The sequence below is a fragment of the Saccharopolyspora kobensis genome, assembly GCF_900108315.1.
Taxonomy (GTDB): Bacteria; Actinomycetota; Actinomycetes; order Mycobacteriales; family Pseudonocardiaceae; genus Saccharopolyspora; species Saccharopolyspora kobensis.
Genome location: NZ_FNVB01000004.1, coordinates 205,951 through 229,864 on the forward strand (window position 1 = coordinate 205,951; position 23,914 = coordinate 229,864).

At 71.1% G+C, this 23,914-nt stretch carries 24 protein-coding genes; 23 read left to right on the plus strand and 1 reads right to left on the minus strand.

Annotation, left to right across the window (positions count from 1 at the left end):
• Positions 1-4 precede the first annotated feature (4 nt).
• The gene (gene ftsY / locus C4T78_RS13770; protein ID WP_093344498.1) at positions 5-1,459 is read left to right on the plus strand and encodes a signal recognition particle-docking protein FtsY; all 1,455 of its coding nucleotides are present in this window, start codon (positions 5-7) and stop codon (positions 1,457-1,459) included.
• Positions 1,460-1,566: 107 nt separating this feature from the next.
• Positions 1,567-2,046, plus strand: coding sequence for a macro domain-containing protein (locus C4T78_RS13775; protein ID WP_093344501.1), 480 nt, complete (start codon positions 1,567-1,569; stop codon positions 2,044-2,046).
• Here C4T78_RS13775 and C4T78_RS13780 read toward each other — a convergent pair.
• Positions 2,021-3,010: a hypothetical protein gene (locus C4T78_RS13780; protein WP_103908122.1), complete on the minus strand. Its 990-nt coding sequence runs from the start codon at positions 3,008-3,010 to the stop codon at positions 2,021-2,023. The genes C4T78_RS13775 and C4T78_RS13780 overlap by 26 nt on opposite strands.
• Before the next feature lie 479 nt (positions 3,011-3,489).
• On the opposite strand from C4T78_RS13780, the gene C4T78_RS13790 reads away from it, so the two are divergent.
• The 21 genes from C4T78_RS13790 to dprA all read left to right on the plus strand — a co-directional run bounded on the left by C4T78_RS13790 (position 3,490) and on the right by dprA (position 23,860).
• Positions 3,490-4,179, plus strand: a complete 690-nt coding sequence (locus C4T78_RS13790) for a FadR/GntR family transcriptional regulator (RefSeq protein WP_093344509.1) — start codon at positions 3,490-3,492, stop codon at positions 4,177-4,179.
• Positions 4,176-5,399: a CynX/NimT family MFS transporter gene (locus C4T78_RS13795; protein ID WP_235862931.1), complete on the plus strand. Its 1,224-nt coding sequence runs from the start codon at positions 4,176-4,178 to the stop codon at positions 5,397-5,399. Before C4T78_RS13790 ends, C4T78_RS13795 begins: the two co-directional genes overlap by 4 nt.
• 216 nt (positions 5,400-5,615) lie before the next feature.
• Positions 5,616-6,947 carry an ammonium transporter gene (locus C4T78_RS13800; protein ID WP_093344512.1) on the plus strand — a complete coding sequence of 444 codons (1,332 nt, stop codon included), beginning with the start codon at positions 5,616-5,618 and terminating at the stop codon, positions 6,945-6,947.
• Positions 6,944-7,282, plus strand: coding sequence for a P-II family nitrogen regulator (locus C4T78_RS13805; RefSeq protein WP_093146645.1), 339 nt, complete (start codon positions 6,944-6,946; stop codon positions 7,280-7,282). Before C4T78_RS13800 ends, C4T78_RS13805 begins: the two co-directional genes overlap by 4 nt.
• A 509-nt stretch (positions 7,283-7,791) precedes the next feature.
• Complete coding sequence (locus tag C4T78_RS13810) at positions 7,792-8,352, plus strand: AAA family ATPase (protein ID WP_235862932.1); 561 nt, start codon at positions 7,792-7,794, stop codon at positions 8,350-8,352.
• 296 nt (positions 8,353-8,648) lie between these two features.
• Positions 8,649-10,376: a DEAD/DEAH box helicase gene (locus tag C4T78_RS13815; protein WP_093344517.1), complete on the plus strand. Its 1,728-nt coding sequence runs from the start codon at positions 8,649-8,651 to the stop codon at positions 10,374-10,376.
• A gap of 261 nt (positions 10,377-10,637) precedes the next feature.
• The gene (gene ffh, locus C4T78_RS13820; RefSeq protein ID WP_093344520.1) at positions 10,638-12,194 is read left to right on the plus strand and encodes a signal recognition particle protein; all 1,557 of its coding nucleotides are present in this window, start codon (positions 10,638-10,640) and stop codon (positions 12,192-12,194) included.
• Positions 12,191-13,267: a metal-dependent hydrolase family protein gene (locus C4T78_RS13825; protein WP_093344523.1), complete on the plus strand. Its 1,077-nt coding sequence runs from the start codon at positions 12,191-12,193 to the stop codon at positions 13,265-13,267. Before ffh ends, C4T78_RS13825 begins: the two co-directional genes overlap by 4 nt.
• 267 nt (positions 13,268-13,534) lie before the next feature.
• Positions 13,535-14,323: a CPBP family intramembrane glutamic endopeptidase gene (locus C4T78_RS13830; RefSeq protein WP_177247334.1), complete on the plus strand. Its 789-nt coding sequence runs from the start codon at positions 13,535-13,537 to the stop codon at positions 14,321-14,323.
• 63 nt (positions 14,324-14,386) lie between these two features.
• Entirely contained in the window at positions 14,387-15,151 is a 765-nt protein-coding gene (locus tag C4T78_RS13835) for a CPBP family intramembrane glutamic endopeptidase (RefSeq protein ID WP_093344529.1), read from the plus strand.
• A gap of 178 nt (positions 15,152-15,329) precedes the next feature.
• Positions 15,330-15,770, plus strand: coding sequence for a 30S ribosomal protein S16 (gene rpsP, locus C4T78_RS13840; RefSeq protein WP_093146639.1), 441 nt, complete (start codon positions 15,330-15,332; stop codon positions 15,768-15,770).
• Entirely contained in the window at positions 15,767-16,006 is a 240-nt protein-coding gene (locus C4T78_RS13845) for an RNA-binding protein (protein ID WP_093146638.1), read from the plus strand. The genes rpsP and C4T78_RS13845 overlap by 4 nt, the downstream gene beginning before the upstream one ends.
• 5 nt (positions 16,007-16,011) lie before the next feature.
• A complete protein-coding gene (gene rimM, locus C4T78_RS13850; protein WP_093344532.1) occupies positions 16,012-16,542 on the plus strand; it encodes a ribosome maturation factor RimM in 531 nt (176 codons plus the stop codon).
• A 227-nt stretch (positions 16,543-16,769) separates the two neighbouring features.
• Positions 16,770-17,564, plus strand: coding sequence for a tRNA (guanosine(37)-N1)-methyltransferase TrmD (gene trmD / locus C4T78_RS13855; RefSeq protein ID WP_093146636.1), 795 nt, complete (start codon positions 16,770-16,772; stop codon positions 17,562-17,564).
• Between the two features lie 187 nt (positions 17,565-17,751).
• Positions 17,752-18,108: a 50S ribosomal protein L19 gene (rplS, locus tag C4T78_RS13860; RefSeq protein WP_093146635.1), complete on the plus strand. Its 357-nt coding sequence runs from the start codon at positions 17,752-17,754 to the stop codon at positions 18,106-18,108.
• Between the two features lie 206 nt (positions 18,109-18,314).
• On the plus strand, positions 18,315-19,229 hold the full coding sequence (gene lepB / locus C4T78_RS13865) for a signal peptidase I (RefSeq protein ID WP_093344535.1): 915 nt from the start codon (positions 18,315-18,317) through the stop codon (positions 19,227-19,229).
• A gap of 7 nt (positions 19,230-19,236) precedes the next feature.
• Positions 19,237-19,989: a ribonuclease HII gene (locus C4T78_RS13870; protein ID WP_093344538.1), complete on the plus strand. Its 753-nt coding sequence runs from the start codon at positions 19,237-19,239 to the stop codon at positions 19,987-19,989.
• A 33-nt stretch (positions 19,990-20,022) separates the two neighbouring features.
• Complete coding sequence (locus C4T78_RS13875) at positions 20,023-20,346, plus strand: DUF2469 domain-containing protein (RefSeq protein WP_009943624.1); 324 nt, start codon at positions 20,023-20,025, stop codon at positions 20,344-20,346.
• A 437-nt stretch (positions 20,347-20,783) separates the two neighbouring features.
• On the plus strand, positions 20,784-21,185 hold the full coding sequence (locus C4T78_RS13880) for a YraN family protein (protein ID WP_093344541.1): 402 nt from the start codon (positions 20,784-20,786) through the stop codon (positions 21,183-21,185).
• On the plus strand, positions 21,186-22,703 hold the full coding sequence (locus C4T78_RS13885) for a YifB family Mg chelatase-like AAA ATPase (protein WP_093344543.1): 1,518 nt from the start codon (positions 21,186-21,188) through the stop codon (positions 22,701-22,703). It abuts the gene before it with no gap.
• On the plus strand, positions 22,703-23,860 hold the full coding sequence (dprA, locus tag C4T78_RS13890) for a DNA-processing protein DprA (protein WP_235862934.1): 1,158 nt from the start codon (positions 22,703-22,705) through the stop codon (positions 23,858-23,860). Before C4T78_RS13885 ends, dprA begins: the two co-directional genes overlap by 1 nt.
• Positions 23,861-23,914 lie beyond the last annotated feature (54 nt).

Here is a 23,914-nt window from a genome sequence, read left to right on the forward strand (position 1 = left end):
GCGGGTGACCACCTCTACCGTGATTCTGATCATCGTCGCCGTGGTGCTGGTGCTGGCGATCGCCGTGATCGCCGGTGTGGTGCTGAACCGCCGGCGCCGGATCAGCCTGAGCGAGCAGGACGACAGCACTGCGCCGACCGAGCCCGTCAAGGGCGGCGGCTACCGCGCGGACGGCGGGATCAGCCTGTCCAGCGGCGGCACCACCACGGCGGCCCCGCCGGAGCACCCCGCGGGCGAGCGCACCGAGGTGGAGGGCCAGCCCGGTGTCGGTGACGACGCGGCGGTCCCGCGCGACACCGAGCGCCGCGGCATCGTCGACGTCGAGCTCCCGGACGGCGGGACGACGACGGAGGAGCCGCCGGCCCCCGAGAAGCCCTCGGCTCCGGAGACCGCGGAGAAGCCCGCGGCCCCTGAGAAGCCCGAGGCGCCTGCCGAGCCCGAGGTGCCGGCGCAGGAGCGCGTCGAGCCGGTGCCCGAGCCGACCCCGGCGGAGCCGGAAGCCGTCGAGGAGATCGAGGAGATCGAACCGACGGCCGGCCGCCTGGAGCGGCTGCGCGGTCGCCTGTCGCGCTCCCGGTCGACCTTCGGCCAGGGCCTGCTGGGCCTGCTCGGCGCTGGTGACCTCGACGAGGATTCCTGGGAGGAGATCGAGGACACCCTGCTGCTGGCCGACCTCGGTGCGGCCACGACCACCGAGATCACCGAGCGCCTCCGCACCGAGATCGCCTCGCGCGGCGTGCGCACCCCCGAGCAGGCGCGAGCCCTGCTGCGCGAGGTGCTGGTGGACGCTCTCGGCCCGGACATGGAGCGCGCGGTGCGCGCGCTGCCGCACGGCGACCCGGCCGACGGCGGCAAGCCCGCCGTGGTGCTCGTGGTCGGCGTCAACGGAACCGGCAAGACCACGACGACCGGCAAGCTGGCCCGGGTCCTGGTCGCCGACGGCCGCACGGTCCTGCTCGGCGCGGCCGACACGTTCCGCGCGGCGGCGGTCGAGCAGCTGGCCACCTGGGGCCACCGAGTGGGCGCCGAGGTCGTGCGCGGCAAGGAGGGCGCGGACCCGGCGAGCGTGGCGTTCGAGGCGGTCAGTCGCGGCTCGGACACCGCGGTGGACGCGGTCCTGGTCGACACGGCCGGCCGCCTGCACACCAAGACGGGCCTGATGGACGAGCTGGGCAAGGTCAAGCGCGTGGTGGAGAAGAAGGCCCAGGTGGACGAGGTCCTCCTGGTCCTGGACGCCACGACGGGCCAGAACGGCCTGATCCAGGCCCGCGTGTTCTCCGAGGTGGTGGACGTGACGGGCATCGTCCTGACCAAGCTCGACGGCACGGCCAAGGGCGGCATCGTCTTCCAGGTCCAGCGCGAGCTGGGTGTCCCGGTGAAGCTGGTCGGCCTCGGCGAAGGCCCGGACGACCTGGCTCCCTTCCAGCCGGAAGCCTTCGTGGACGCCCTCCTCGACTGATCGACCCGGACGGCCCCCGCACCCAGCGTGCGGGGGCCGTCTGCTGCCCGGGGTCTGCGGGTGGAAATTCGGTCTCCGGTGTCGGTGGCGGCGCTTAGGTTGAGGTCGTGGCCGGGATCGATTACGTGCGGGGAGACGCGACCGCTCCGCAGGGCGAGGGCGTCAAGGTGATCGCTCATGTCTGCAACGACCTGGGCGGATGGGGCAAGGGTTTCGTCGTCGCGATCTCCCGTCGTTGGCCGGAGCCGGAGCAGGAGTACCGGCGTTGGCACCGCGAGCGCGCGGGCAACGACTTCGCGTTGGGCGCCGTGCAGTTCGTGCAGGCCGGGCAGCGGATCTGGGTGGCGAACATGGTGGGTCAGCGCGGCATGCGCAGGGGCAGCAAGGGCGTGCCCGTGCGGTACGAGGCGATCGACGTGGCCCTGGGGTCGGTCGCGGACAAGGCGCTCGAACTGGGCGCGTCGGTGCACATGCCCCGGATCGGCTGCGGACTCGCCGGCGGGAAGTGGTCCCAGGTGGAGCCGCTGATCCAGGACCGCCTCGTGGCGCGCGGAGTACCGGTCACCGTCTACGACCACGCGGCCTGACACGGCTCAGCGGAGAACCCGGCCGTCCCATCCGCTCCAGCTGAACCCTCCGCCGAACCGCGTGAACGACGGGCGGGAGGATCACCACGAGCACGGCCAGCGCCGACCAGCCCAGGTCGTACTCGGGTGCGTCGGCGAGTTGCAGTGCGAACACCGTCGCGAGCAGAGCCGAAGCCAGCAATGCGCAGATCAGGTTCGACTTGGTGACGGCCCGGTTGCCCCGATCCGGGAGACCGATCGCGAGGGCGGCTCCGATGAACAGGGCGACCATGAACGCCGCGCCGACCACCGGCCGACCGAGGTAGCTGCCGATGTCGTTGACCAGGAGCATGTACCGGCCGGATTCCTGCGGAGCGCACGTGAAGTCCTGCTTGCTCCCGTCGGAGTGCCGGTAGATGCAGTGGCCGTTCCGTCGTCCCGCGTAGTAGCCGAGCCAGCACAGAAGCGGGAACGTCGCCGTGATCCCGACTGCGGTGGCGGTGTCGGCCCACTTCTCGGGACTTCCGAGCCGCCGCAAGAGGCCGTGCAGGAGGATGCCGCACGCGATCGATATCGACCCTGCCAGCAGCAACGTCGTCGCCGTGACAGACCGGAGGCCGATGCTTCCATCGATCTGCAGGAGGTGAAGCGCTCCGCCCGCGAGGGCCAGCACCAGCTCCAGCAGGAGGACGACCTTCACGCCGCGGGACAGCGCATTGCGTCGCGGAACGGGCTGCTGCTCTTCGGAGCCTGCTGAGGCCTCCACCTGGCCGGGCTCGCTTTCGCGCTCGACGTCCGTCAGCTGTCTGTGCCGGAGAGTCTTCGTGGCGAACAAGGAGAGCCAGAACGTGGTGTTGAAGAGAATGCCCAGCGCGGAGTCCTGAAACCAGGTGGAGGCGAAGTACGCGCCCAGCGACAGCACGGCCACGCCCCAAAGTGCGATCTGGAACGCCGTCCGCCTCGGCTCCGAACGGAAGCTATGCACCTTCACATCGTTCGACTCGTGCAGCTGACTGATCGCGTCGGCGCTTCCAACCGAAGCAGGTGATCAGCCCCAGGACAGTGATGGCGGTCGCGGTGAGGACGATCCAGAGGCGACGGCTCCCTGGCGAAGATCAACAGCCGCCCAGGTTCGGTGAGCAGGTTCTGCTCCAGGAAGTACATGGCGCCACCGAGTGCGGCCGCTGCCGCGAAAATCCGGAAGAGGGCCCTGCGGCCGGCCGCCAGCTGCTCAAGGCTCGTCCGGGCTGGCACTACGCCTCCTCGTGGTGCGGCCACGTCTTCTCTCGGACAAAGGAGCCTCCGGCCTGGTGATCAACTGCGGCGCGGTTCGAACGATATCCGTTTTGCGTCAGAGAGGGGTCGTTTGTCGGGTTGGTCGCGGTGGTTGGTGGTGCTTCTCACCAGGCGGGAAATTTGTCTGACGACTGACGTGTCGCATACCGTCTGGCGGGAGGTTCCGGGATGCGGGTTGTCGGGCGGCGGTCTTCCGTCGACGAGGTCATCGCCGCGCTCAGCGAGCAGTTGGCGCAGGGGGCTTGGGCTCCGGGAGAGCGGATACCCACCGAGCAGGACCTGGTGGCCGAGCTCGGCGTGAGCCGGGCCGTCGTTCGGGAGGCTGTTCGGGCGTTGGTGCAGCTGGGGTGCTTGGAAGCCCGGCAGGGCGCCGGGACTTTCGTGGTGTCCGCGGCCGATCCGACACCGATGCTGCGGCAGCTGCGGCTGGCCGCGCTGCGCGATGTCTTCGAGGTGCAGCTGGCCTACGACGTGCAGGCCGCGCGGCTGGCCGCGCTGCGGCGCGAGGACGCCGACGTGGCGCGGTTGCGCGAGCTGCTGGACCGGCGCGACCGGGCCGCGTCGCCGGAGGAGTTCGGTGCCGCCGACGTGGAGTTCCACTCCGCCGTGGTCGACGCCGCGCGCAATCCGCTGCTCACCGAGATGTACCGCTACCTGCGCGAACGTCTTCGCGAGAGCCTCGTGGCGCTGCGCGCGGACAGCGCGCTGAGCGAAGGCGGCCCGGAGGCCCACCGCGCGCTGTTCGACGCGATCTCCGGTCGAGATCCCGAGGCCGCCGCCCGGGCTGCTCAAGCCGTGATCGAACCGTGCCTGACGTCGCTTCGGGGCGTCGTCGACGAGAGGGGAACTGCGCAGTGAGTACCGGAGTCCAGCGGGCACCCGAGCGCGCTGCGGGCAAGGCCGCGGTCGCCACCATGGTGCTGATCGTGCTGGTGGCGCTGGCGCTGCGGCCGCCGTTCACCGCCGTGGCGCCGCTGCTGGAGCGGATCCAGCAGGACCTCGGGGTGTCGAACACCTTCGGCGGGGTGCTGACCACGCTGCCGGTGGTGTGCCTGGGCGTGTTCGCGTTCGTCGCGCCGGTGCTGCGGCAGCGGTTCGGCGACGAGAAGGTGGTCGTCGGCTGCCTCGTGGTGCTGGTGGTCGGCAATTCGCTGCGGGCGCTCGGCTCGACCTGGACGCTGCTGGCGGGCACGGTCGTCGTCGGAGCCGCGATCGCGGTGGCGAACGTGGCGCTGCCCGGCCTGATCAAGCGCGACTTCCCGCACAACATCCCGGTGATCACGGCGGTGTACACGGTGTGCCTGACGCTGGGCGGCGCGTTCGCGGCCAGCATCGTGGTTCCGGTCGGCAACGCGCTGGGCTCGGCCTGGCAGGCCCCGCTCGGAGTGCTCGCGATCCCGGTGCTGGTGGCGCTGGTGATCAGCGCTTTCGTCCTGCGCCGCGGTTCCGGTGCGCCGCCGCAGCCCTCGCGCCCGGGAGCGCTATGGCGCACCCCGCTGGCCTGGCAGGTCACCGCCTTCATGGGCTTGCAGTCGGCGATGGCCTACGTGGTGTTCGGCTGGCTGCCGACGATGCTGCAGGGCCGGGGCATGAGCGCCGGGCTGGCCGGGCTGGCGCTCGGCATCCAGGCGGCGGTGCAGTCCGCCGGGTCGCTGGCGGTTCCGGTGCTGTGCCGCCGCTTCCGCGACCAGCGGCCGATCTCCACCGCGCTGGCGGTGTGCATCGCGCTCGGCTTCACCGGGATCCTGGTCGGCCCGGTGGCCGGGGTGTGGCCGTCGGTGATCCTGCTCGGGATCGCGCAGGGCGCCTCGTTCGGCCTGGCGCTGACGGTGATCGGGCTGCGCTCGCCGGACAGCGACACCGCGGCCGCGCTGTCCGGGATGGCGCAGGGCGGCGGATACCTCATCGCCGCGACCGGCCCGCTGCTGATCGGGCTGCTGCACGACCTGGCGGGCAACTGGACCGCCCCGCTGGTGCTCCTGCTGGCCTGCTGCACCGCGTGGCTGATCTCAGGACTGCTCGCCTGCCGCCACCGCCAGGTCCCGTCAGTGCAACAAGGCGGTTCTCCCACAACCTGAGTGCTTCAGGAAACCACTCAGAACCCGCTGGCGGTCGTGCGTGCTCGAAGCGGCTGATGCCGCTTGCACGAGCGCGGCTGCTACGCCGGCAGTGCTCTCACAACACGCGCTTAACACACCGTGCGGCCGATTTCACCGCGCTGAAACAGCGGAACGGGCCGGCTGAAACAGACGCTCCCGATGATGCGGCGCAACTCGGTTCGCGCGGGAGGCGATGTGAATTCAGGCGACACCGCGTGGGTGCTCGTGAGCGCGGCCCTGGTCCTGCTCATGACCCCCGGTCTGGCGTTCTTCTACGGTGGCATGGTGCGCTCCCGCGGCGTGCTCAACATGCTGATGATGAGCCTCGGCAGCATCGGTGTGGTGGGCGTGCTGTGGGTGCTCGTCGGCTACTCCACGGCGTTCGGTTCCGACGTGGGCGGCGTCGGCCTGCTCGGCAACCCCGCCGAGTTCTTCGGGCTCGGCTCGCTGCTCGGCGAGGACCAGCTCTCCGGCACGATCCCCACCCTGGCCTTCGTCGGCTTCCAGGCGATGTTCGCGATCATCACGGTGGCCCTGATCTCCGGCGCGATCGCCGACCGCGCCCGCTTCGGGCCCTGGCTGCTGTTCGCCGCGCTGTGGGCGGTGGTGGTGTACTTCCCGGTCGCGCACTGGGTCTTCGCCTTCGACACCACCGACGAGGCGGGCAACGTGACCGCGGTCGGCGGCTGGATCGCCAACCGGATCGCCGCGATCGACTTCGCGGGCGGCACCGCGGTGCACATCAACGCCGGTGCCGCGGCGCTGGCGCTGGCCCTGGTGCTGGGCAAGCGCACCGGCTGGCCGAAGGACCCGGGCAAGCCGCACAACCTGCCGTTCGTGGTGCTCGGCGCGGCGCTGCTGTGGTTCGGCTGGTTCGGCTTCAACGCCGGTTCCGCGCTGGCCGCGAACACCACCGCCGCGATCGTCCTGGTCAACACGCTGGTGGCCACCAGCGCCGCGATGCTCGGCTGGCTGCTGGTGGAGCGCATCCGCGACGGCCACGCCACCACGCTCGGCGCGGCCTCGGGCATCGTCGCCGGGCTGGTCGCGATCACCCCGGCCTGCTCCTCGGTGACCCCGCTGGGCGCCATCGCGATCGGCGCCATCACCGGTGCGGCCTGCGCGCTGTCGGTCAGCCTCAAGTTCCGCTTCGGCTACGACGATTCGCTCGACGTGGTGGGCGTGCACCTGGTCGGCGGTCTGCTGGGCACCTTGCTGATCGGCCTGTTCGCGTCCTCGGCCGCCCCAGCCGGGGTGGACGGCCTGTTCTACGGCGGCGGGCTGGACCAGCTGTGGCGGCAGGCCGTCGGAGCGGTCGCGGTGCTGGTGTACTCGTTCGTGCTCAGCCTGGTGCTGGCGCTGCTGGTGAAGGCGGTCGTCGGCTTCCGGGCAGGCCCGGAGGACGAGGCCGTGGGCATCGACGAGACCGAGCACGCCGAGGCCGCGTACCACTTCGGCGACCGCGGCTCCGCCCGCCGCGCTCCGGCAGGCGAGGCGGCACGCGAACTGGAGGACAGCCGCGCATGAAACTGGTCACCGCGATCGTGCAACCGTCCAAGCTGGACGACCTGAAGGAGGCGCTGGCCAGGCTCGGCGTGCTGGGCATGACGGTCAGCCAGGCGCAGGGCTACGGCAGGCAGAAGGGCCGCACCGAGGTCTACCGGGGCGCCGAGTACCCGGTGGACTTCATCGAGAAGCTGCGCGTGGAGGTCCTGGTCGAGGAATCCGCCGTGGACGAGGTGGTGGACGGCATCGTGCACGCCGTCCGCACCGGCAACGTCGGCGACGGCAAGGTGTGGGTGACCGCGGTGGACACCGTGGTCCGCGTCCGCACCGGGGAGACCGGCCCCGAGGCGATCTGACCCGTGCCTGGTGAGAGGGCGTCTTCGGCCATCCGGCCGGAGGCGCCCTCCCGCCTTTCGTGAGTGATTTCCCGATCTGGCGCGGGCCGAGGTGAGTAGCAATACGCAGCCGCACTCAGGGGGCTTCACGGTCTCGCCGGGGCGCTCCGGGCGGCAGACTTCTCAGTGCGACGAGGGAAGTCAGGGGGAACCGGAGGGGGCACCCGCCCGCACTGGGGGTCGGGCGGGTGATTCCGGGCCTGGCGATCGCAACGGGGGACCCGCGCGGACGGCAGGGGAAGGGCCGTCCGGGCGGACTGGGAAGTGCACCAGGGGGCTGGTGCTGTGAGGCGGCTCGCAAGGGAGGCGGGCCGCCTCTTCCCGTTCCGGGACGGCGGCCACCAGGCCGGATGAAAAAGCCTTAATTGAAAACGCGTTTCGCCGACCCGGCACCGGGGGCCGGACCTGCCGGACAAGATCGATCGACGCGTAATCTAGTGCTCGTCGTGGACATACGGGACTCACCACCAGTGGTCGCTAACCCCCCGCCGACCGTGCGCGTCGGCCGCCGATCCCTCGTCGTCCTGGCCGGACTGCCAGGCGCGGGCAAGAGCACGGTGCTGGGCAAGCTCCGGTCGGATGCCGGCATCTCGGCGCTGGACTCCGAGCAGGTCCGCGCGCGCCTGCGCGAGGTCCTGCCCGCCCGGCTGCCCTACCGCTACTACCGGCCGGTGGTGCACCTGGCGCACCGCAGCCGCATCGCCTGGTACTGCCTGACCACCTCCGGTCCGGTCGTCGCGCACGAGCCCGCCACCCGGGCCACCACCCGCGCCATGCTGGTGGCCTTCGGCTGGCTGAGCGGGCGGCAGCGGGTGCTCGTGTGGCTGCACGCCGATCCGCGCGACGCGCTGGCCGGGCAGCAGCAGCGCGGCAGGCTGATCCGCCGCACCTCGTTCCAGCGGCACGTCCAGCGCGCGGACCGGATGTACCGGAGCTTGCGCGGGGGCGAGGTGCCGCGTGGCTGGCAGCAGGTGCGGCTGCTGACCCGCGACGAGGTCGCGCACGGGCTCCGGCTGGACGTCCGGACGTGATGTGCGTCCCGTTGTGCCGGGGCGGCGCGGCGGCCCCGGATCCCGATCGCTAGGCTGGATCGCTGGTGCGGTGACTCGGAGGTCGCCGCTCCTGGCTGAGAATCATCGAGCTGCGGGTGACTGGCAACAGGGTGTGCGTCCAGCGGAGCGCGCGGTTCGACAAGCGCAAGCGACAGCCCCGTGGTCGGGCAGAACCACCGCGCCGACCCCTCGCCCCCACCTAGGCGGGCAGTACCGGGCCGTTTCCGCGATCCATCAGCCCCCTGTCGACCCCACCGAGGAGACCCGCGTTCAGCATGCAGACCTTTGACGAGCTCGACCTCGACCCGCGCGTCCGCCAGACGCTGACCGAGATCGGCTACGAAACTCCCTCCCCGATCCAGGCGCAGACGATCCCGCTGCTGCTGGAGGGACGGGACGTGCTGGGCCTGGCGCAGACCGGCACCGGCAAGACCGCCGCGTTCGCGCTGCCCATCCTGTCCCAGCTCGACCTCAAGGCCACCGGCCCGCAGGCGCTGGTGCTGGCCCCCACCCGGGAGCTGGCCATCCAGGTCTCCGAGGCCTTCCAGCGCTACGCCGCGCACCTGCCCGGCTTCCACGTCCTGCCGATCTACGGCGGCACCGGCTACGGCCCGCAGCTGGCCGGCCTGCGCCGCGGCGCGCACGTCGTGGTCGGCACTCCCGGCCGGCTGATCGACCACCTGGAGAAGGGCTCGCTCGACCTGACCGGGCTCAAGAACCTGGTGCTCGACGAGGCCGACGAGATGCTGCGGATGGGCTTCATCGAGGACGTGGAGCGGATCCTGCAGGCCGTGCCGGAGAGCCGGCAGGTGGCGCTGTTCTCCGCGACCATGCCCGGCGCGATCCGCAAGATCAGCCAGAGCTACCTCAACGACCCGGCCGAGATCTCGGTCAAGACCAAGACCAGCACGGGTACCAACATCGCCCAGCGCTACGTGCCGGTGCGCGGCTCGAACAAGCTGGACGCGATGACCCGGATCCTCGAGGTCGAGTCCTTCGACGCGATGATCGTGTTCGTCCGCACCAAGCAGCTCACCGAGGAGCTCGCCGAGAAGCTGCAGGCCCGCGGCTTCAACGCGTCGGCGATCAACGGCGACATCGCGCAGGCGCAGCGGGAGCGCACCATCGGCCACCTCCGGGACGGCAAGATCGACATCCTGGTGGCCACCGACGTCGCCGCCCGCGGCCTGGACGTCGAGCGCATCTCGCACGTGCTCAACTACGACATCCCGCACGACACCGAGTCCTACGTGCACCGCGTCGGCCGCACCGGCCGCGCCGGGCGCAGCGGTGAGGCGATCCTGTTCGTCTCGCCGCGCGAGCGCCACCTGCTGCGCGCCATCGAGCGGGCCACCCGCCAGCAGATCCAGCAGATGGACCTGCCCACGATCGACGCGGTCAACGACCGCAGGTTGGCCAAGTTCGCGCAGAGCATCACCGACACCCTGGCCAAGGGCGGCCTGGAGGTGTTCCAGGAGCTGGTGCGCGAGTACGAGCAGACCCACGACGTGCCCGCCGCGGAGATCGCCGCCGCGCTGGCCGCCATGGCCCAGGGCGACCGCCCGCTGCTGCTTGAGGCCGAGCCGGAGCCGCCGCGCCGCGAAGGCCCGACCTTCCACCCGAACAGCTCCGACACCGAGACCTACCGGGTCGAGGTCGGCCGCCGCAACCGGGTCACCCCGCGCGCGCTGGTCGGGGCGCTGGCCAACGAGGGCGGGGTGCCCAGCAAGTACATCGGGCACATCGACATCCGCAACGAGCACACGCTGATCGAGCTGCCCGCCGACCTGCCGGAGGAGCTGCTCAGCAAGCTGCGCAACACCCAGGTGGCCGGGCGCGGCCTGCGCATCAGCCGCGCGGACGGCGAGTTCATCAGCCGCCGTCCCCGCCGTCCCGCCCGGGATGGCGGTCGCGACCGCGGCGGTGACCGCCGCCCGCACCGCAAGGGCCAGCGCTCGCCGCAGTCGCGCGGCCCCCGACGCGAGGACTACCAGCGCAGCTGACGAGTTTTTCCGCTGCACCCACCTTGCGTAGCGTTGCCGGTAGCGGAGACCTCAGCGGCCGCCTCGCCAGGCGACCGCTGGGAACCCGCGGCCGTGCAAGTCGCGTGGGTGAAGCCGAGCTGGAGGCCGAACCCCGGGTGGCCGCACCGCCACCCGGGGTTGCGCCATTTCCGCGATTGCGCTGCCCAGCCCGCACCGGGCGGCGGGCGCGGCCAGTTACCCTCGCATAGGTAATCCATCGACTCTGGAGCCCGTGAACCCGTGTTCGACACTCTTTCCGACCGGCTCACCTCGGTCCTGACGAACCTGCGCGGCAAGGGGCGGCTGTCCGACGCGGACATCGACGCCACCGCGCGGGAGATCCGCATCGCCCTGCTCGAAGCAGACGTGGCGCTTCCCGTGGTGCGCAGCTTCATCAAGGGTGTCAAGGAGCGCGCCAAGGGCGCCGAGGTCTCGCAGGCCCTCAACCCGGCCCAGCAGGTCATCAAGATCGTCAACGAGGAGCTCGTCACCGTCCTCGGCGGCGAGACCCGGCGGCTGGAGTTCGCCAAGACCCCGCCGACGGTGATCATGCTCGCGGGTCTGCAGGGTGCCGGTAAGACGACGCTGGCGGGCAAGCTCGCCAAGTGGCTGTCCGGGCAGGGCCACACGCCGCTGCTGGTGGCCTGCGACCTGCAGCGCCCGAACGCGGTGAACCAGCTGCAGGTGGTCGGCGAGCGCGCCGGGGTGCCGGTGTACGCGCCGCAGCCGGGCAACGGGGTCGGCGACCCGGTCGAGGTCGCCCGCAACAGCATCGAAGAGGCCCGCCGTGCCCAGCACGACGTCGTTCTCGTCGACACCGCCGGCCGGCTGGGCGTCGACGAGGAGATGATGAAGCAGGCCGCCGACATCCGGGATGCGATCAGCCCGGACGAGGTCCTGTTCGTGCTCGACGCGATGATCGGTCAGGACGCGGTCAACACCGCCGAGGCCTTCCGCGACGGCGTCGGCTTCACCGGCGTGGTGCTGACCAAGCTCGACGGCGACGCCCGCGGTGGTGCCGCGCTGTCGGTCCGCGAGATCACCGGCCAGCCGATCATGTTCGCCTCCAGCGGCGAGAAGCTGGAGGACTTCGACCTCTTCCACCCGGACCGGATGGCCAACCGGATCCTGGGCATGGGTGACATGCTCACCCTCATCGAGCAGGCCGAGCAGGCCTTCGACCAGGAGCAGGCCGAGAAGGCCGCGGAGAAGCTGGGCAGCGGCCAGCTGACCCTGGAGGACTTCCTCGAGCAGATGCAGGCGGTGCGCCGGATGGGCCCGCTGCAGAACCTGCTGGGCATGCTGCCGGGCGCCGGTCAGATGAAGGACCAGCTGGCCAACTTCGACGAGAAGCACCTGGACCGCATCCAGGCCATCATCCGCGGCATGACGCCCGCCGAGCGGGCCGACCCGAAGATCATCAACGCCTCCCGCAGGCAGCGCATCGCGCGCGGTTCCGGGGTGACCGTCAGCGACATCAACGACCTGGTCAACCGGTTCTTCGAAGCCCGCAAGATGATGCAGCAGATGGCGGGCGGCTTCGGCTTCGGCGGCGGCGGTGGCGGCAGCAAGAACCGCAAGGGCAAGAAGGGGAAGAAGGGCAAGAAGGGGCGCGGCCCGACGCAGCCCAAGGGCATGCGCGGCCTGCCCGGCGGCTTCCCCGCCATGCCCCCGGGCGGGATGCCCGGGCTGCCGCCGGGCGGCCCCGACCTGTCCAAGCTGGAGGGCGGCATGAACGACCTGCCCGCCGGCTTCGACCCGTCCAAGCTGAACTTCGGCAACGGCAAGAAGAAGTGACCGCGCTGCACCTGCGCGGTGTGGTGCTGCCCGACGGCGCGCACCGCGACCTGTGGGTTCGCGACGGCCGGATCAGCCTCGACGAGGTGCCGGGCGCCGAGACCGTCTTCGACGGCGGTTTCGTGCTGCCCGGCCTGGTCGACGCGCACTGCCACATCGGCATCGGTCCGGACGGCCCGGTGGAGCTGGACGAGGCGGCCGCGCAGGCCGAGCTCGACCGGGACGCGGGCACCCTGCTGGTCCGCGACTGCGGCGCGCCCATCGACACCCGGCCGCTGCAGGAGCGCGAGGACCTGCCGCGGATCATCCGCGCCGGCCGCCACATCGCCCGGCCGAAGCGCTACATCCCGTACCTGGCCGATCAGCTCGACCACGAGGAGCAGCTGCCCGCCGCGGTCGCCGAGCAGGCGGCCTACGGGGACGGCTGGATCAAGCTGGTCGGCGACTGGATCGACCGCTCGGTGGGCGACCTGGCGCCGCTGTGGAGCGATGAGGTGCTGGCCGAGGCGATCGCAACCGCGCACCGGATGGGCGCCCGCGTCACCGCGCACGTCTTCGGCGAGGACGCGCTGCCGGGACTGATCGCGGCGGGCATCGACTGCATCGAGCACGGCACCGGGCTCACCGACGACACGATCGAGCTGATGGCCCGGCACGGCACCGCGCTGGTCCCGACGCTGATCAACATCGAGAACTTCCCGTCCTTCGCGGCGGCGGCCACCAAGTACCCGGATTACGCCGCGCACATGACCGAGCTCTACGGGCGGGCCGACCGCACCGTGGCGAAGGCCGTCGAAGCGGGCATCCCGGTGTACGCGGGCACCGACGCGGGCGGCGGCATCGCGCACGGCGTGCTGGCCGAGGAGATCATCGCGCTGCACCGCGTCGGGATGTCCACCGAGCAGGCCATCGGCGCGGCCTCGTGGCAGGCCCGCGAGTGGCTGGGCTGGCCCTCCCTGGAGCACGGCGCCCCGGCGGACCTGGTCTGCTACGCCGAGGATCCCCGCAAGGATCTCGCCGAGCTGCGCAATCCCCGTCGCATCATCCTCCGCGGCAACGTGGTCGGAGCCTGACGAGCTCCGAAGCGGCAGGTCAGCACTTGACCGGGTGATCGGCGTCGGACCCGTTGATCACTTAGGGTCTGTTCGTCGTCGTTCTGCGTGCGCGGTCGCGGAAGTTCCCGGACCGCGAGCGAATGCACGGCGGAGTGGCTGTCGTCGCCCGGAAGTGCCCGAGAACCCCGCCGGTGGTCACTCCGCGCAGGTGGTCCATGCGGCTGTCCCAGCGCGGACGGCTTCGCCGACAGACTCTTAGGGTTGAGGCGTCGAGGGGAGCGCACCGTGGGGGAGCAGCCGGAACGGGAATCGTCCGAGAACCGGCAGGCGAGCAACGCCGTCGGCCCGCATCCGAGGTTCTGGGAGGCGCAGCTGGAGGCCGCGCGGCGCGGCTCGCTGGCGTGGGGCCTGGCGGCGTTCTTCATCGGCTACGGCGGCTACTACCTGTTCGGGCTGGTCCTGACCGCGGTCCAACCGGGGCGGAGCGGGTTCGACCCGGCCGCGCCGCCCAACACCGGCCCGCTGCTGCTGCTGGCCTTTGCCCCGAACATCCTGCTCGGCCTGGTGCCCGCGGTGTTCTCCTGGTGGCGCGGCCGCGGCCTGCGCGCCGACTTCGGCATCGTGCCCAAGCGGCGCGACTTCAAGGTCGGAGTGCTCTGCGGACTCGCCGCGTTGATCGGTTCCCTGCTGCTGTCCCTGGTGATCACCGCGATCTCGGGGCCGCCGCCGGAGACCGACCTGAGTCGGCTGATGCAGGGCGAGCGGACGTTCTGGCTCTTCCTGTTCGCGCTGTTCGCCTTCCTGGGCGCGCCGCTGACCGAGGAGCTGCTGATGCGCGGCGCGCTGTGGGGCGCGCTGGAGCACTACCGCATCCCGCGCTACGCGATCCTGATCCTGACCACGATGATCTTCGCGCTGATCCACCAGGAGGTGTGGCGCACGCCGGTGCTGTTCGTCGGCGGCCTGGCGATCGGCGCGGCGCGGATGATCACCGGCCGGGTCGCGACCAGCATGATCGCCCACGCCACGAACAATTTCCTGCCCGCACTCCTGCTGTTCGCCGTCGCCAGGTGAAAACCGCTGCCGCGCGTTGATCGGCTAGCGGTAACCTGACGGCTCGTCGGTGTGGGGCCGGCCATGCCGATCGGCACTGCGGAGACGCCCGTGAACGAAGCGCACCAGCCGGGGGAGACCCCGGAGCGGTCGACCACCCCACCCGCCCGCACCCACCGGTGGGGGCTCGGCGCCTTCTTCCTGACGCAGGCCGTCTTCGTGCTGGTGTCGGTGCTGCTGGCGGCCGCCTTCGGCAGCCCGGACGCCGGGACGCTGGCGATCATGCTGATGCTGCCCACGGTGCTCGCCGGGGCGCTGGCGGTGCTGATCACGGTGGTGCGCGGCAACGGCCCACGACTGGACTTCGGCCTGGAGTGGCGCTGGTCGGACGTCACGACCGGCCTGGCCATCGGCGGCGTCGGCCTGGTCACCACGACCATCGCGACCATGCTGTGGGTGCGCTGGGTGGGCGAGGACAACGCCCACTCGACGGTGAGCGGCCTGCTCGACGGGGTGGAGCTGCCGCCGGTGGTGGCGGTGGTGATCTTCCTGCACATCTGGCTGATCGCGCCGCTGTGCGAGGAGCTGCTCTACCGCGGCCTGCTCTGGGGCGCGATGGAGCGGATGCGGTGGGGCCAGCTCAACGTGTTCGTGCTCAGCACGGCCGTCTTCGCGATCGGCCACCTGGAGCCGGAGCGCACGGCGTTGCTGCTGGTGATCGCGATCCCGATCGGCGTGGCCCGGATGGTCACCGGACGGCTGACCGCCAGCGTCGTCGCCCACCAGGTGAACAACTTCCTGCCCGCGCTCGGTCTGCTGCTGATCTCCCTGGGCCTGCTGCCGGCCTGATGCGCCACCCCGGAGCTGCCGCAGGGGGTGGATCTGGCAGAATGGTTAGCTGTTCGCCGCGAGGGGTCCCTCTCACCGCTTGTGGCCGTTTTGACCTACGAGCATTCCGAATCGCCGCCCCACGCGGTCCGGTCTGCTCTCCGGAGCACGAACGAGAGTCTGAGGAGCACCAGCACCCGTGGCTGTGAAGATCAAGCTCGCCCGGATCGGCAAGATCCGTGAGCCGCACTACCGCATCGTCGTCGCCGACGCCCGCACCCGCCGCAACGGCCGGGCCATCGAGACGATCGGGCAGTACCACCCGAAGGAGAACCCGAGCGGCATCGTCGTCGACTCGGAGCGGGCGCAGTACTGGCTGAGTGTCGGGGCGCAGCCGACCGACCCGGTGCGCAACATCCTGGAGATCACCGGTGACTGGCAGAAGTTCAAGGGCCTGCCGGGCACCGAGGGCACGCTGAAGGTCGCCGAGCCGAAGCCGAGCAAGCAGGCGCTGTTCGAGGCCGCGCTGGCCGCCGCCGGCGAGGAGCCCACCGTCGAGGCCACCACCCCGAAGAAGAAGGGTGGCAAGAAGGCCGAGGACAAGGCCGAGGAGCCGAAGTCCGAGGAAGGCCAGGCGTGACGGTCCTCGCGGACGCGCTTGAACACCTGGTGCGCGGCATCGTCGACAACCCCGACGATGTCCGCGTTCAGCTGCTCACGACCCGACGCGGTCGCACCCTCGAGGTGCACGTGAACCCCGACGACCTGGGCAAGGTCATCGGTCGCAGCGGTCGCACCGCGACCGCGCTGCGGACGGTGATGTCCGGCATCGGCGGTCGCGGCATCCGCGTCGACGTGGTCGACACCGACCGCTGAGCACCATGGCTGAACCCGAGATCCTCGCCGTGGGGCGCATCGTCCGACCGCACGGTGTGCGGGGAGAACTCGTCGTCGAGGTGCTCACCGACAGCCCTGAGCTGCGGTTCGCGCCCGGCTCCGTGCTCGGGACGCAGCGCCGCGGCAAGGACCGCGGGCAGAACCTCACCGTGGCAGCCGCCCGGCCGCACGCCGGGCGGCTGCTGCTGCGAGCCGAGGGCGTCGACGGCCGCGAGGCCGCCGAGGACCTCCGCGGTGTGCTGCTGACCGTGACCACGGACGTCCTCGAACCGACCGAGGACCCCGACGAGTTCCACGATCACCAGCTGGTCGGACTGCGGGCCGTCGAGCCCTCCGGGGCCGAGATCGGCGAGGTGCGCGAGGTCATCCACACGCCCGCGGGCGAGCTGCTGGCGCTGCGGACGGCCGACGACCGCGAAGTCCTGGTGCCGTTCGTGGTCGAGATCGTGCCCGAGATCGACCTGGCCGCCGGGAAGCTGGTCGTGGACCCGCCCGAAGGTCTGCTCGACGAATAGCTCCAGCCGAGCCATCCGCCCTCGCCGTCCGGCGGGGGCGTTTCCGTTTGAAGCGGCGTAGCCGCTCAGCCCACCCTCGCAGCTTGCACCGCTGCGGGTTCTCAGCGTTCGCCTGGTGAGGACGGCCCGATTGGGCAGGCATGAGGTCGGGCACCCGAGTCCAGGCGGGCGCTGAGGTCGCGCTGCTCGCACCGCCGCGCAAGTCGAGTCCGGAGACAGCAGAATCCATGCGCATCGACGTCATCACCATCTTCCCCGACTACCTGAACCCGCTGCGGGAAGCGCTGCTGGGCAAGGCCATCGAGCGCGACCGGATCGCGGTCGGCGTGCACGACCTGCGGGACTGGACGCACGACGTGCACCGCGCAGTGGACGACAGCCCCTACGGCGGAGGCCCCGGCATGGTGATGAAGCCGCAGGTCTGGGGCGAGGCGCTGGACGCCGTCTGCGGTACCGGCGAAGCGCCGATGCCGCGGCTGGTGGTGCCCACGCCCGCGGGCCGGCCGTTCGACCAGCGCACCGCGATCCGCTGGTCCGCCGAGCCGTGGCTGGTCTTCGCCTGCGGCCGGTACGAGGGCATCGACCAGCGGGTGATCGACGACGCGGCCACCCGGATGCCGGTGGAGGAGGTCTCCATCGGCGACTACGTGCTGGTCGGCGGTGAGGTCGCCGCGCTGGTGATGATCGAGGCGGTGGCCCGCCTGCTGCCCGGCGTGCTCGGCAACCCGCTGTCGGCCGAGCAGGACTCCTTCTCCGACGGCCTGCTGGAGGGGCCCTGCTACACCCGCCCCGAGGTCTGGCGCGGGCACGCCGTGCCGGACGTGCTGCGCTCCGGGAACCACGCCGCGATCGACCGCTGGCGGCGGGACCAGGCGCTGGCCAGGACCTACCGCAGGCGCCCGGATCTGCTGGCCGCGCTGCCGGAGGGGGACCTGGATAAGGCCGACCGGGCGCAACTCGATAAACTGCGGGCGTCGGATCATTCCGACGAGTCCCGGAATGCCGGAGAAGCGCCTCGCTGACCCCGTCGGCGGGGGCGGTTGAGACACCGAAAAGCGGATCTGGCACACTGGAACGGTTGACACAGCCGGACGATGTCCGGTGTGCGTTAAGCAAGTTCACCCCGTGTCAGGCGGTGCCCACCAGCAGGTCGGGCCATCGACATGCGAGAACACGGGTGCCTTCGACACGGATGAGGACGGACCACCGATGAACACCCTGGACGCGTTGGACGCCCAGTCGCTGCGTTCCGACATTCCGGCCTTCCGGCCCGGTGACACGCTGAAGGTCCACGTCCGCGTCATCGAGGGTTCGCGCGAGCGGACTCAGGTCTTCCAGGGCGTGGTCATCCGCCGGCAGGGCGATGGCATCCGGGAGACCTTCACCGTGCGCAAGGTTTCCTTCGGTGTCGGTGTGGAGCGGACGTTCCCGGTGCACACCCCGAACATCGCGCAGATCGAGGTCGTCACGCGCGGTGCTGTTCGGCGGGCGAAGCTGTACTACCTGCGCGACCTGCGCGGCAAGGCGGCGAAGATCAAGGAGAAGCGGGAGACCGCCGCTTCCTGATCGGACGGACTGAGAACAGCCCGGATGCTCGGCATCCGGGCTGTTCCTTTTTGTTCGCGGCGTTGCACCTTCGGGTGATCAATGCCGGTCCGGAGCCGCCTCCGGAGCCGGACGTAGCGGAAAAGAGCACGTCATCGCCGCTCGTTCGGGCTGTCCGAAGCGGGGGAGCGCGACGGCACCCGCTGCGGTTCCAGTAGCCTGGCCGGGTGGCCGACGTCATGCGCAGCGGATCAGCGGAGGAGCCCCACGAGGCGGAGCACCACAGCGGTGCCCCGGAGGACTCGGGGGAAGGCTCCCGCCGCCGCAAGCCCAAGAACAAGAAGAAGGGCTCGTTCTGGCGCGAGCTGCCGATCCTGATCGTCACAGCGCTGGTGCTGACGGTCCTCATCCAGGCGTTCATCGCGCGGGTCTACGTGATCCCGTCGCAGTCGATGGAGCAGACCCTGCACGGCTGCACGGGCTGCAACAACGACCGGGTGCTCGTCGACAAGATCACCTACCGGTTCTCCGATCCGGAGCCGGGCGACGTCGTGGTGTTCCGCGGCCCGCAGCCGTGGGTGCAGAACGAGTTCCAGGCCGAGGAGCCCACCAACCCGGTCGCCGGTTTCTTCCAGGGCGTGGCCTCGCTGCTGGGCTTCGGCGCCCCTGACGAGAAGGACTTCGTCAAGCGGGTGATCGCGGTGGGCGGCCAGACGGTGGAGTGCTGCGACGCGCAGAACCGGGTGCTGGTCGACGGCAAGCCGCTCAACGAGCCCTACCTGTACTGGGAGCCGGGCCGCGGCGTCGGCCAGGACGAGTTCAGCGCGGTGACGGTTCCGCCGGGGCACCTGTGGGTGATGGGCGACAACCGCAACGACTCGGCGGACTCCCGGGTGCAGGGCAACGGCGGCGTCAACGGCGCGGTCCCGGTGGAGAACGTGATCGGCAAGGCGCAGTTCATCGTGCTGCCGCCGACCCGCTGGCAGGGCATCGACGACCCCAACCCGCAGGCGGACGCGCTGGGCGCGCCTGCCTGGCAGACCGGGGTGCCGGTCGGGTTCGGGGTGGCCGCGGCGTTCCCGACGGTGTGGCTGGGTCGTAGGCTCGTCGGTGTGGTGAGCAAGCGACGAGCCTCGGAGTGACGTTGACGTGACGGTGGCGGAGTTCCGGCCGCCGAGGTCGGTGATCCGGCGTAGCAGCGGCAACTGGGCCCTCCAGCGCGCGCTGGACCGCCGTGGCCTCGGCCCGGTGGCGGGCGTGGACGAGGCCGGGCGCGGTGCGTGCGCCGGGCCCCTTGTGGTGGCGGCGTGCGTCCTGAAGCCGGGCGACGACCGGCGCTTCGAGGGGCTGACCGACTCGAAGGCGCTGTCCGAGGCCGACCGCGATCGGCTGTTCGACCTCATCACCTCGCGGGCGCTGAGCTGGTCGACCGTCGTGATCCCCGCCGAGGACGTCGACGCGCTCGGCATCCACGTGGCCAACCTGGAGGGCATGCGGCGCTCGGTCGCCCGGCTCTCCGAGCACCCGGGCTACGTGCTCACCGACGGGTTCCGGGTGCAGGGCCTGGCCACGCCGAGCGTGGCCGTGGTGAAGGGCGACCTGGTGGCCGCCTGCGTGGCGGCGGCGTCGGTGCTGGCGAAGGTGACCCGCGACCGGTTGATGTCGGATCAGCTGCACCTCGAGTTCCCGGCCTACGGGTTCGACGTGCACAAGGGGTACAGCACGCCGCTGCACTCGACGCGGCTGAAGCAGCACGGGCCCTGTCACGAGCACCGCTGGTCCTATGCGAACGTGGCGGAGGCAGCGCAGCGGCACGGGATGCGCTCGCCGCGCGCGGTGAGCAGCAAACCCGGGCTGTTCGATGCTTCTGAGGGGGAAGTGGTGGACAATGAGGTGTTGTAGTCCGATCGGCAACGCAGAAGGGCTCGCACAGCGATGAGCGCCGAGGATCTCGAGAAGTACGAGACCGAGATGGAGCTGCAGCTCTACAAGGAGTACCGCGACATCGTCGGGCAGTTCACCTATGTCGTGGAGACCGAACGGCGCTTCTACCTGGCCAACGCGGTGGACGTGCAGGTGCGCAACTCCGACTCGGAGGTCTACTTCGAGGTGGCGATGTCGGACGCGTGGGTGTGGGACATGTACCGCCCGGCGCGATTCGTCAAGAACGTGCGCGTGATCACGTTCAAGGACGTGAACGTGGAAGAACTGGACAAACCGGATCTCCGGCTGCCGGAGAGCGGCCCGTTCGGTTCCTGACCCTGGCGTCGATAGCTCGGGCGGTCGTCGTGCGACGACCGCCCGAGCTTCTTTTTCTGGCCCTCGCGCGCGGTTCCTGCCGGGCCTGTTCCGGGCGGCGCGGGCGGATCCAGTGGTGCCTCGGCGGCGTGCCGGACTGTCGCTGAATTAGCGGAATCAGTTTCGGTTTTTGTGCGTCGAGTGTGTTCGGGCTCCGGATTTCGCGGATAGTTCTTCGGTTTTCTTCGCATTCTCACTCGTCCGAGTGATCGGAGTTGTCCACAGGGGATTCGGTTATCCACAGATTTCCGATCGGTACTGGTGATCGGCGGATTTTGCGGGCAACGTGGAGTCATCCACTCGTGCCCAGAACCGTTGGCACACGCGGGAAACCTGCTCGCGATGCCGCGCGGTGCCGCCCGGGCGCGGGAATTTCCGAACAGACCGAGGAGGAACTCGTGCGCCGCAAGAAGATCCTGGGTCCGGTCAGCGATGCCTGCACCGGGGACGGCAGGAATGCGCTTGGGCTCGCCGGGGAGCGGTTGGCCGCCGAATTGCTGGAAGGCCGTGGAATGACGGTGCTGGACCGCAATTGGCGGTGTCCGCAGGGAGAACTCGACATCGTCGCCGCGGACGGCGACACCGTGGTGTGCTGCGAGGTCAAGGCGCGCTCCGGAGCCGACTACGGCGGACCGGTCTACGCGCTCAACCAGGAGAAGGCCATGCGCATCCGCAGTGTCGCGCGGTCGTGGCTGGCCGCACGGGAGCTGGTGGGCTGCCCGGTCCGCTTCGACTTCGTCTCGGTGCTGTGGCCACCGGGCAGAACACCGCATCTCAGGCACCTCAAGGGGGTGTTCTGAGTGGCGCTGCGACGAACCTGGGCGGTCGCGCTGTTCGGTGTGGACGGTGCGCTCGTCGAGATCGAAGCGGACGTGCGCAAAGGCGGCCTGCCGTCGTTGCAGTTGCTCGGCCTGCCCGACACCGCGCTGCAGGAGTCCAAGAACCGGGTGCGGGCGGCCATCCAGAACTGCCAGGAGGACTGGCCGGCGAGCTGCGTGACGCTCGCGCTGTCCCCGGCCGCGCTGCCCAAGGCGGGGACCTCGTACGACCTGGCGCTGGCCTGCGCGGTGCTGGCCGGGGCCGAGCTGGTGCCGCCGCACCGGTTGGCGGGCACGGTGCTGTTCGGGGAGCTGGCGCTGGACGGCCGGATACGCCCGGTGCGCGGCCTGCTGCCCGCGCTGCTGGCCGCGCGGAAGGAGGGCATGCGCCGGGCGGTCGTGCCCTTCGACGGCCTGGCCGAAGCGCACCTGGTGGAGGGCATCGAGGTGCTGGGCGCTGTGCACCTGCGCGAGGTGGTGGCGTGGTTGCGCGAGCTCGGCGAGCTCGCCCGCTATCCGCCGCCGGTGGACGAACCTCCGGTGGCGGAAGCGCCGGACCTGGCCGACGTCCTCGGCCAGCCCGAAGCGCGCTGGGCGCTCGAGGTCGCCGCGGCGGGTGGTCACCACCTGCTGATGGTCGGGCCTCCTGGCACCGGCAAGACCATGCTGGCGAAGCGGTTGTGCGGCCTGCTGCCGGAGCTGAGCGGGCAGGAAGCGCTGGAGGTGACGGCGATCCGGTCGGTGGCCGGGGACCTCGCCGACTCGGCGGCCTTGGTGCGGGTCCCGCCGTTCGTCGCGCCGCACTCGTCGCTGTCCATCCCGGCGCTCGTCGGCGGTGGCACGGGACTGGCCAGACCCGGCGCGGTCAGCAGGGCGCACCGCGGGGTCCTGCTGCTGGACGAGGCCTGCGAGCTCGGGCCGAAGCGGCTCGAAGCTCTGCGCACGGCGCTGGAGGAGGGCGAGGTCCGGCTGGCCCGGCGGGACGGAACCCTCCGCTATCCAGCGCGGTTCCAGCTCGTCCTGGCCACCAACCCGTGTCCGTGCGCCCCGGCCAGGGACCTCGACTGCCAGTGCCCGCCGCAGGTCCGTCGGCGCTACCTCGGCAAGCTGTCGGGCCCGCTGCTGGACCGGGTGGACCTGCGGGTTCGGATGCGGCCGATCACGGCGATGACCGTGCACAGCGGTGCCGAGCCGGAGAGCACCGCAGTCGTGCGCGAACGGGTGGCGCAGGCGCGGGCCGCTGCTCGGGAGCGGTGGTCGGCGCACGGCTGGCAGACCAACACGGAGGTCCCGGGGCCGGTGCTGCGGCGTGAGTTCGCGCTGCCGCACGAGGTCACCGGGCTGCTCGATCGCGGTTTGGAGGTCGGTGCCATCACCGCCCGCGGCGCGGACCGGTGCCTGCGGGTGGCGTGGACGCTGGCCGACCTCGACGGCAGGGAGCGCCCCGATGCCGAGCACGTGGCGGCGGCGCTGGAGTTCCGGGACAGGAAGGCGGCCTGATGGAGAACTGGGTGAGGATGAGCGAGAAGGGCAGGCACGCGGTGCGGCTGGCGAGGGCCTTCCTCGCCGCGATCGCCGAGCCGCCGGCTCCGGCGCTGGCCGGTTTCGTCGCCCGGCACGGTGCGTGCCGGGCGGTGGAGGTGATCCAGCGCGGGAAGGCACCGCCGGATGTGCTGGCCGAGATCGAGGCCAGGTATCAGCACGTGTCCGCCGAGGAGCTGCTCGCAGCGACCGAAGCGGCCGGAGCTCAGCTCGTGGTGCCGGAGGAACCGGACTGGCCGGGCGGCGCTGTCGAGAACCTGACCGGCGCGCGGGAAGTCGGGCTCCCGGAGATCGCCGAGCCGATCGCGCTGTGGGTGCGCGGCCGGGCGAGCCTGGCCGCGGTGCTGGACCAGGCGGTCTCGGTGGTCGGGGCGAGAGCGGCCTCCGGTTACGGCGAGCACGTTGCCGCGGAATTCGGCCACGGACTCGCGAACGCCGGGTTCACGGTGGTTTCCGGTGCGGCGTACGGCATCGACGGCGCGGCTCACCGGGGCGCGCTGGCCGCCGGCGGCCGGACGGTGGCCTTCTTGGCCTGCGGGGTCGACATCGACTACCCGGCGGGGCACAGCCGGTTGCTGCGCGCGGTGGCCGAACAGGGCGCCGTGGTCAGCGAGTACCCGCCCGGCACCGCGCCGCGCAAGCACCGCTTCCTCGTGCGGAACAGGCTGATCGCGGCGGCCGGGCGGGCCACGGTCGTGGTGGAGGCCGGTGCGCGCAGCGGTGCGGGCAACACCGCGAACACCGCGGATGCCTTGGGACGCCCGGTGCTGGCGGTGCCCGGCCCGGTCACCGCGAAAAACTCGGTGGGGTGCCACGGGATGGTGCGCTCCGGGCAGGCAGTCCTGGTCACGAGCGTCGAGCAGGTCATGGAGGTGATCAGCCCCCTCGGGGTTCCGGGCCCCGTCGAGGTCGTCGGCACGCACCGCCGGACCGATGGGCTCCATCCGCGCGCCCAACGCCTGCACGACTCGCTGCGCGGCGCGGCGGGAGCCAGCGCGGAGGAGCTCGCGCGCGATTGCGGCCTGCCGCTGGGCGAAGTGCGGGCGTTGCTCCCGGAACTGGAGCTGTCCGGGTTCGCGGTTCGGACGGATCGGGGGTGGTCGATCGCACGCTGATGCCGCCCGTTCGGCACCAGCACGGGCCGGTGCACCGGAATTCGCGCGGTGTTC

Coding starts and splice junctions, on each gene's coding strand:
- C4T78_RS13790 (WP_093344509.1), top strand. CDS start 3,490: ATGCGGGTTGTCGGGCGGCGGTCTTCCGTCGACGAGGTCATCGCCGCG.
- C4T78_RS13805 (WP_093146645.1), top strand. CDS start 6,944: ATGAAACTGGTCACCGCGATCGTGCAACCGTCCAAGCTGGACGACCTG.
- C4T78_RS13815 (WP_093344517.1), top strand. CDS start 8,649: ATGCAGACCTTTGACGAGCTCGACCTCGACCCGCGCGTCCGCCAGACG.
- C4T78_RS13835 (WP_093344529.1), top strand. CDS start 14,387: ATGCCGATCGGCACTGCGGAGACGCCCGTGAACGAAGCGCACCAGCCG.
- rimM (WP_093344532.1), top strand. CDS start 16,012: ATGGCTGAACCCGAGATCCTCGCCGTGGGGCGCATCGTCCGACCGCAC.
- trmD (WP_093146636.1), top strand. CDS start 16,770: ATGCGCATCGACGTCATCACCATCTTCCCCGACTACCTGAACCCGCTG.
- rplS (WP_093146635.1), top strand. CDS start 17,752: ATGAACACCCTGGACGCGTTGGACGCCCAGTCGCTGCGTTCCGACATT.
- C4T78_RS13875 (WP_009943624.1), top strand. CDS start 20,023: ATGAGCGCCGAGGATCTCGAGAAGTACGAGACCGAGATGGAGCTGCAG.
- dprA (WP_235862934.1), top strand. CDS start 22,703: ATGGAGAACTGGGTGAGGATGAGCGAGAAGGGCAGGCACGCGGTGCGG.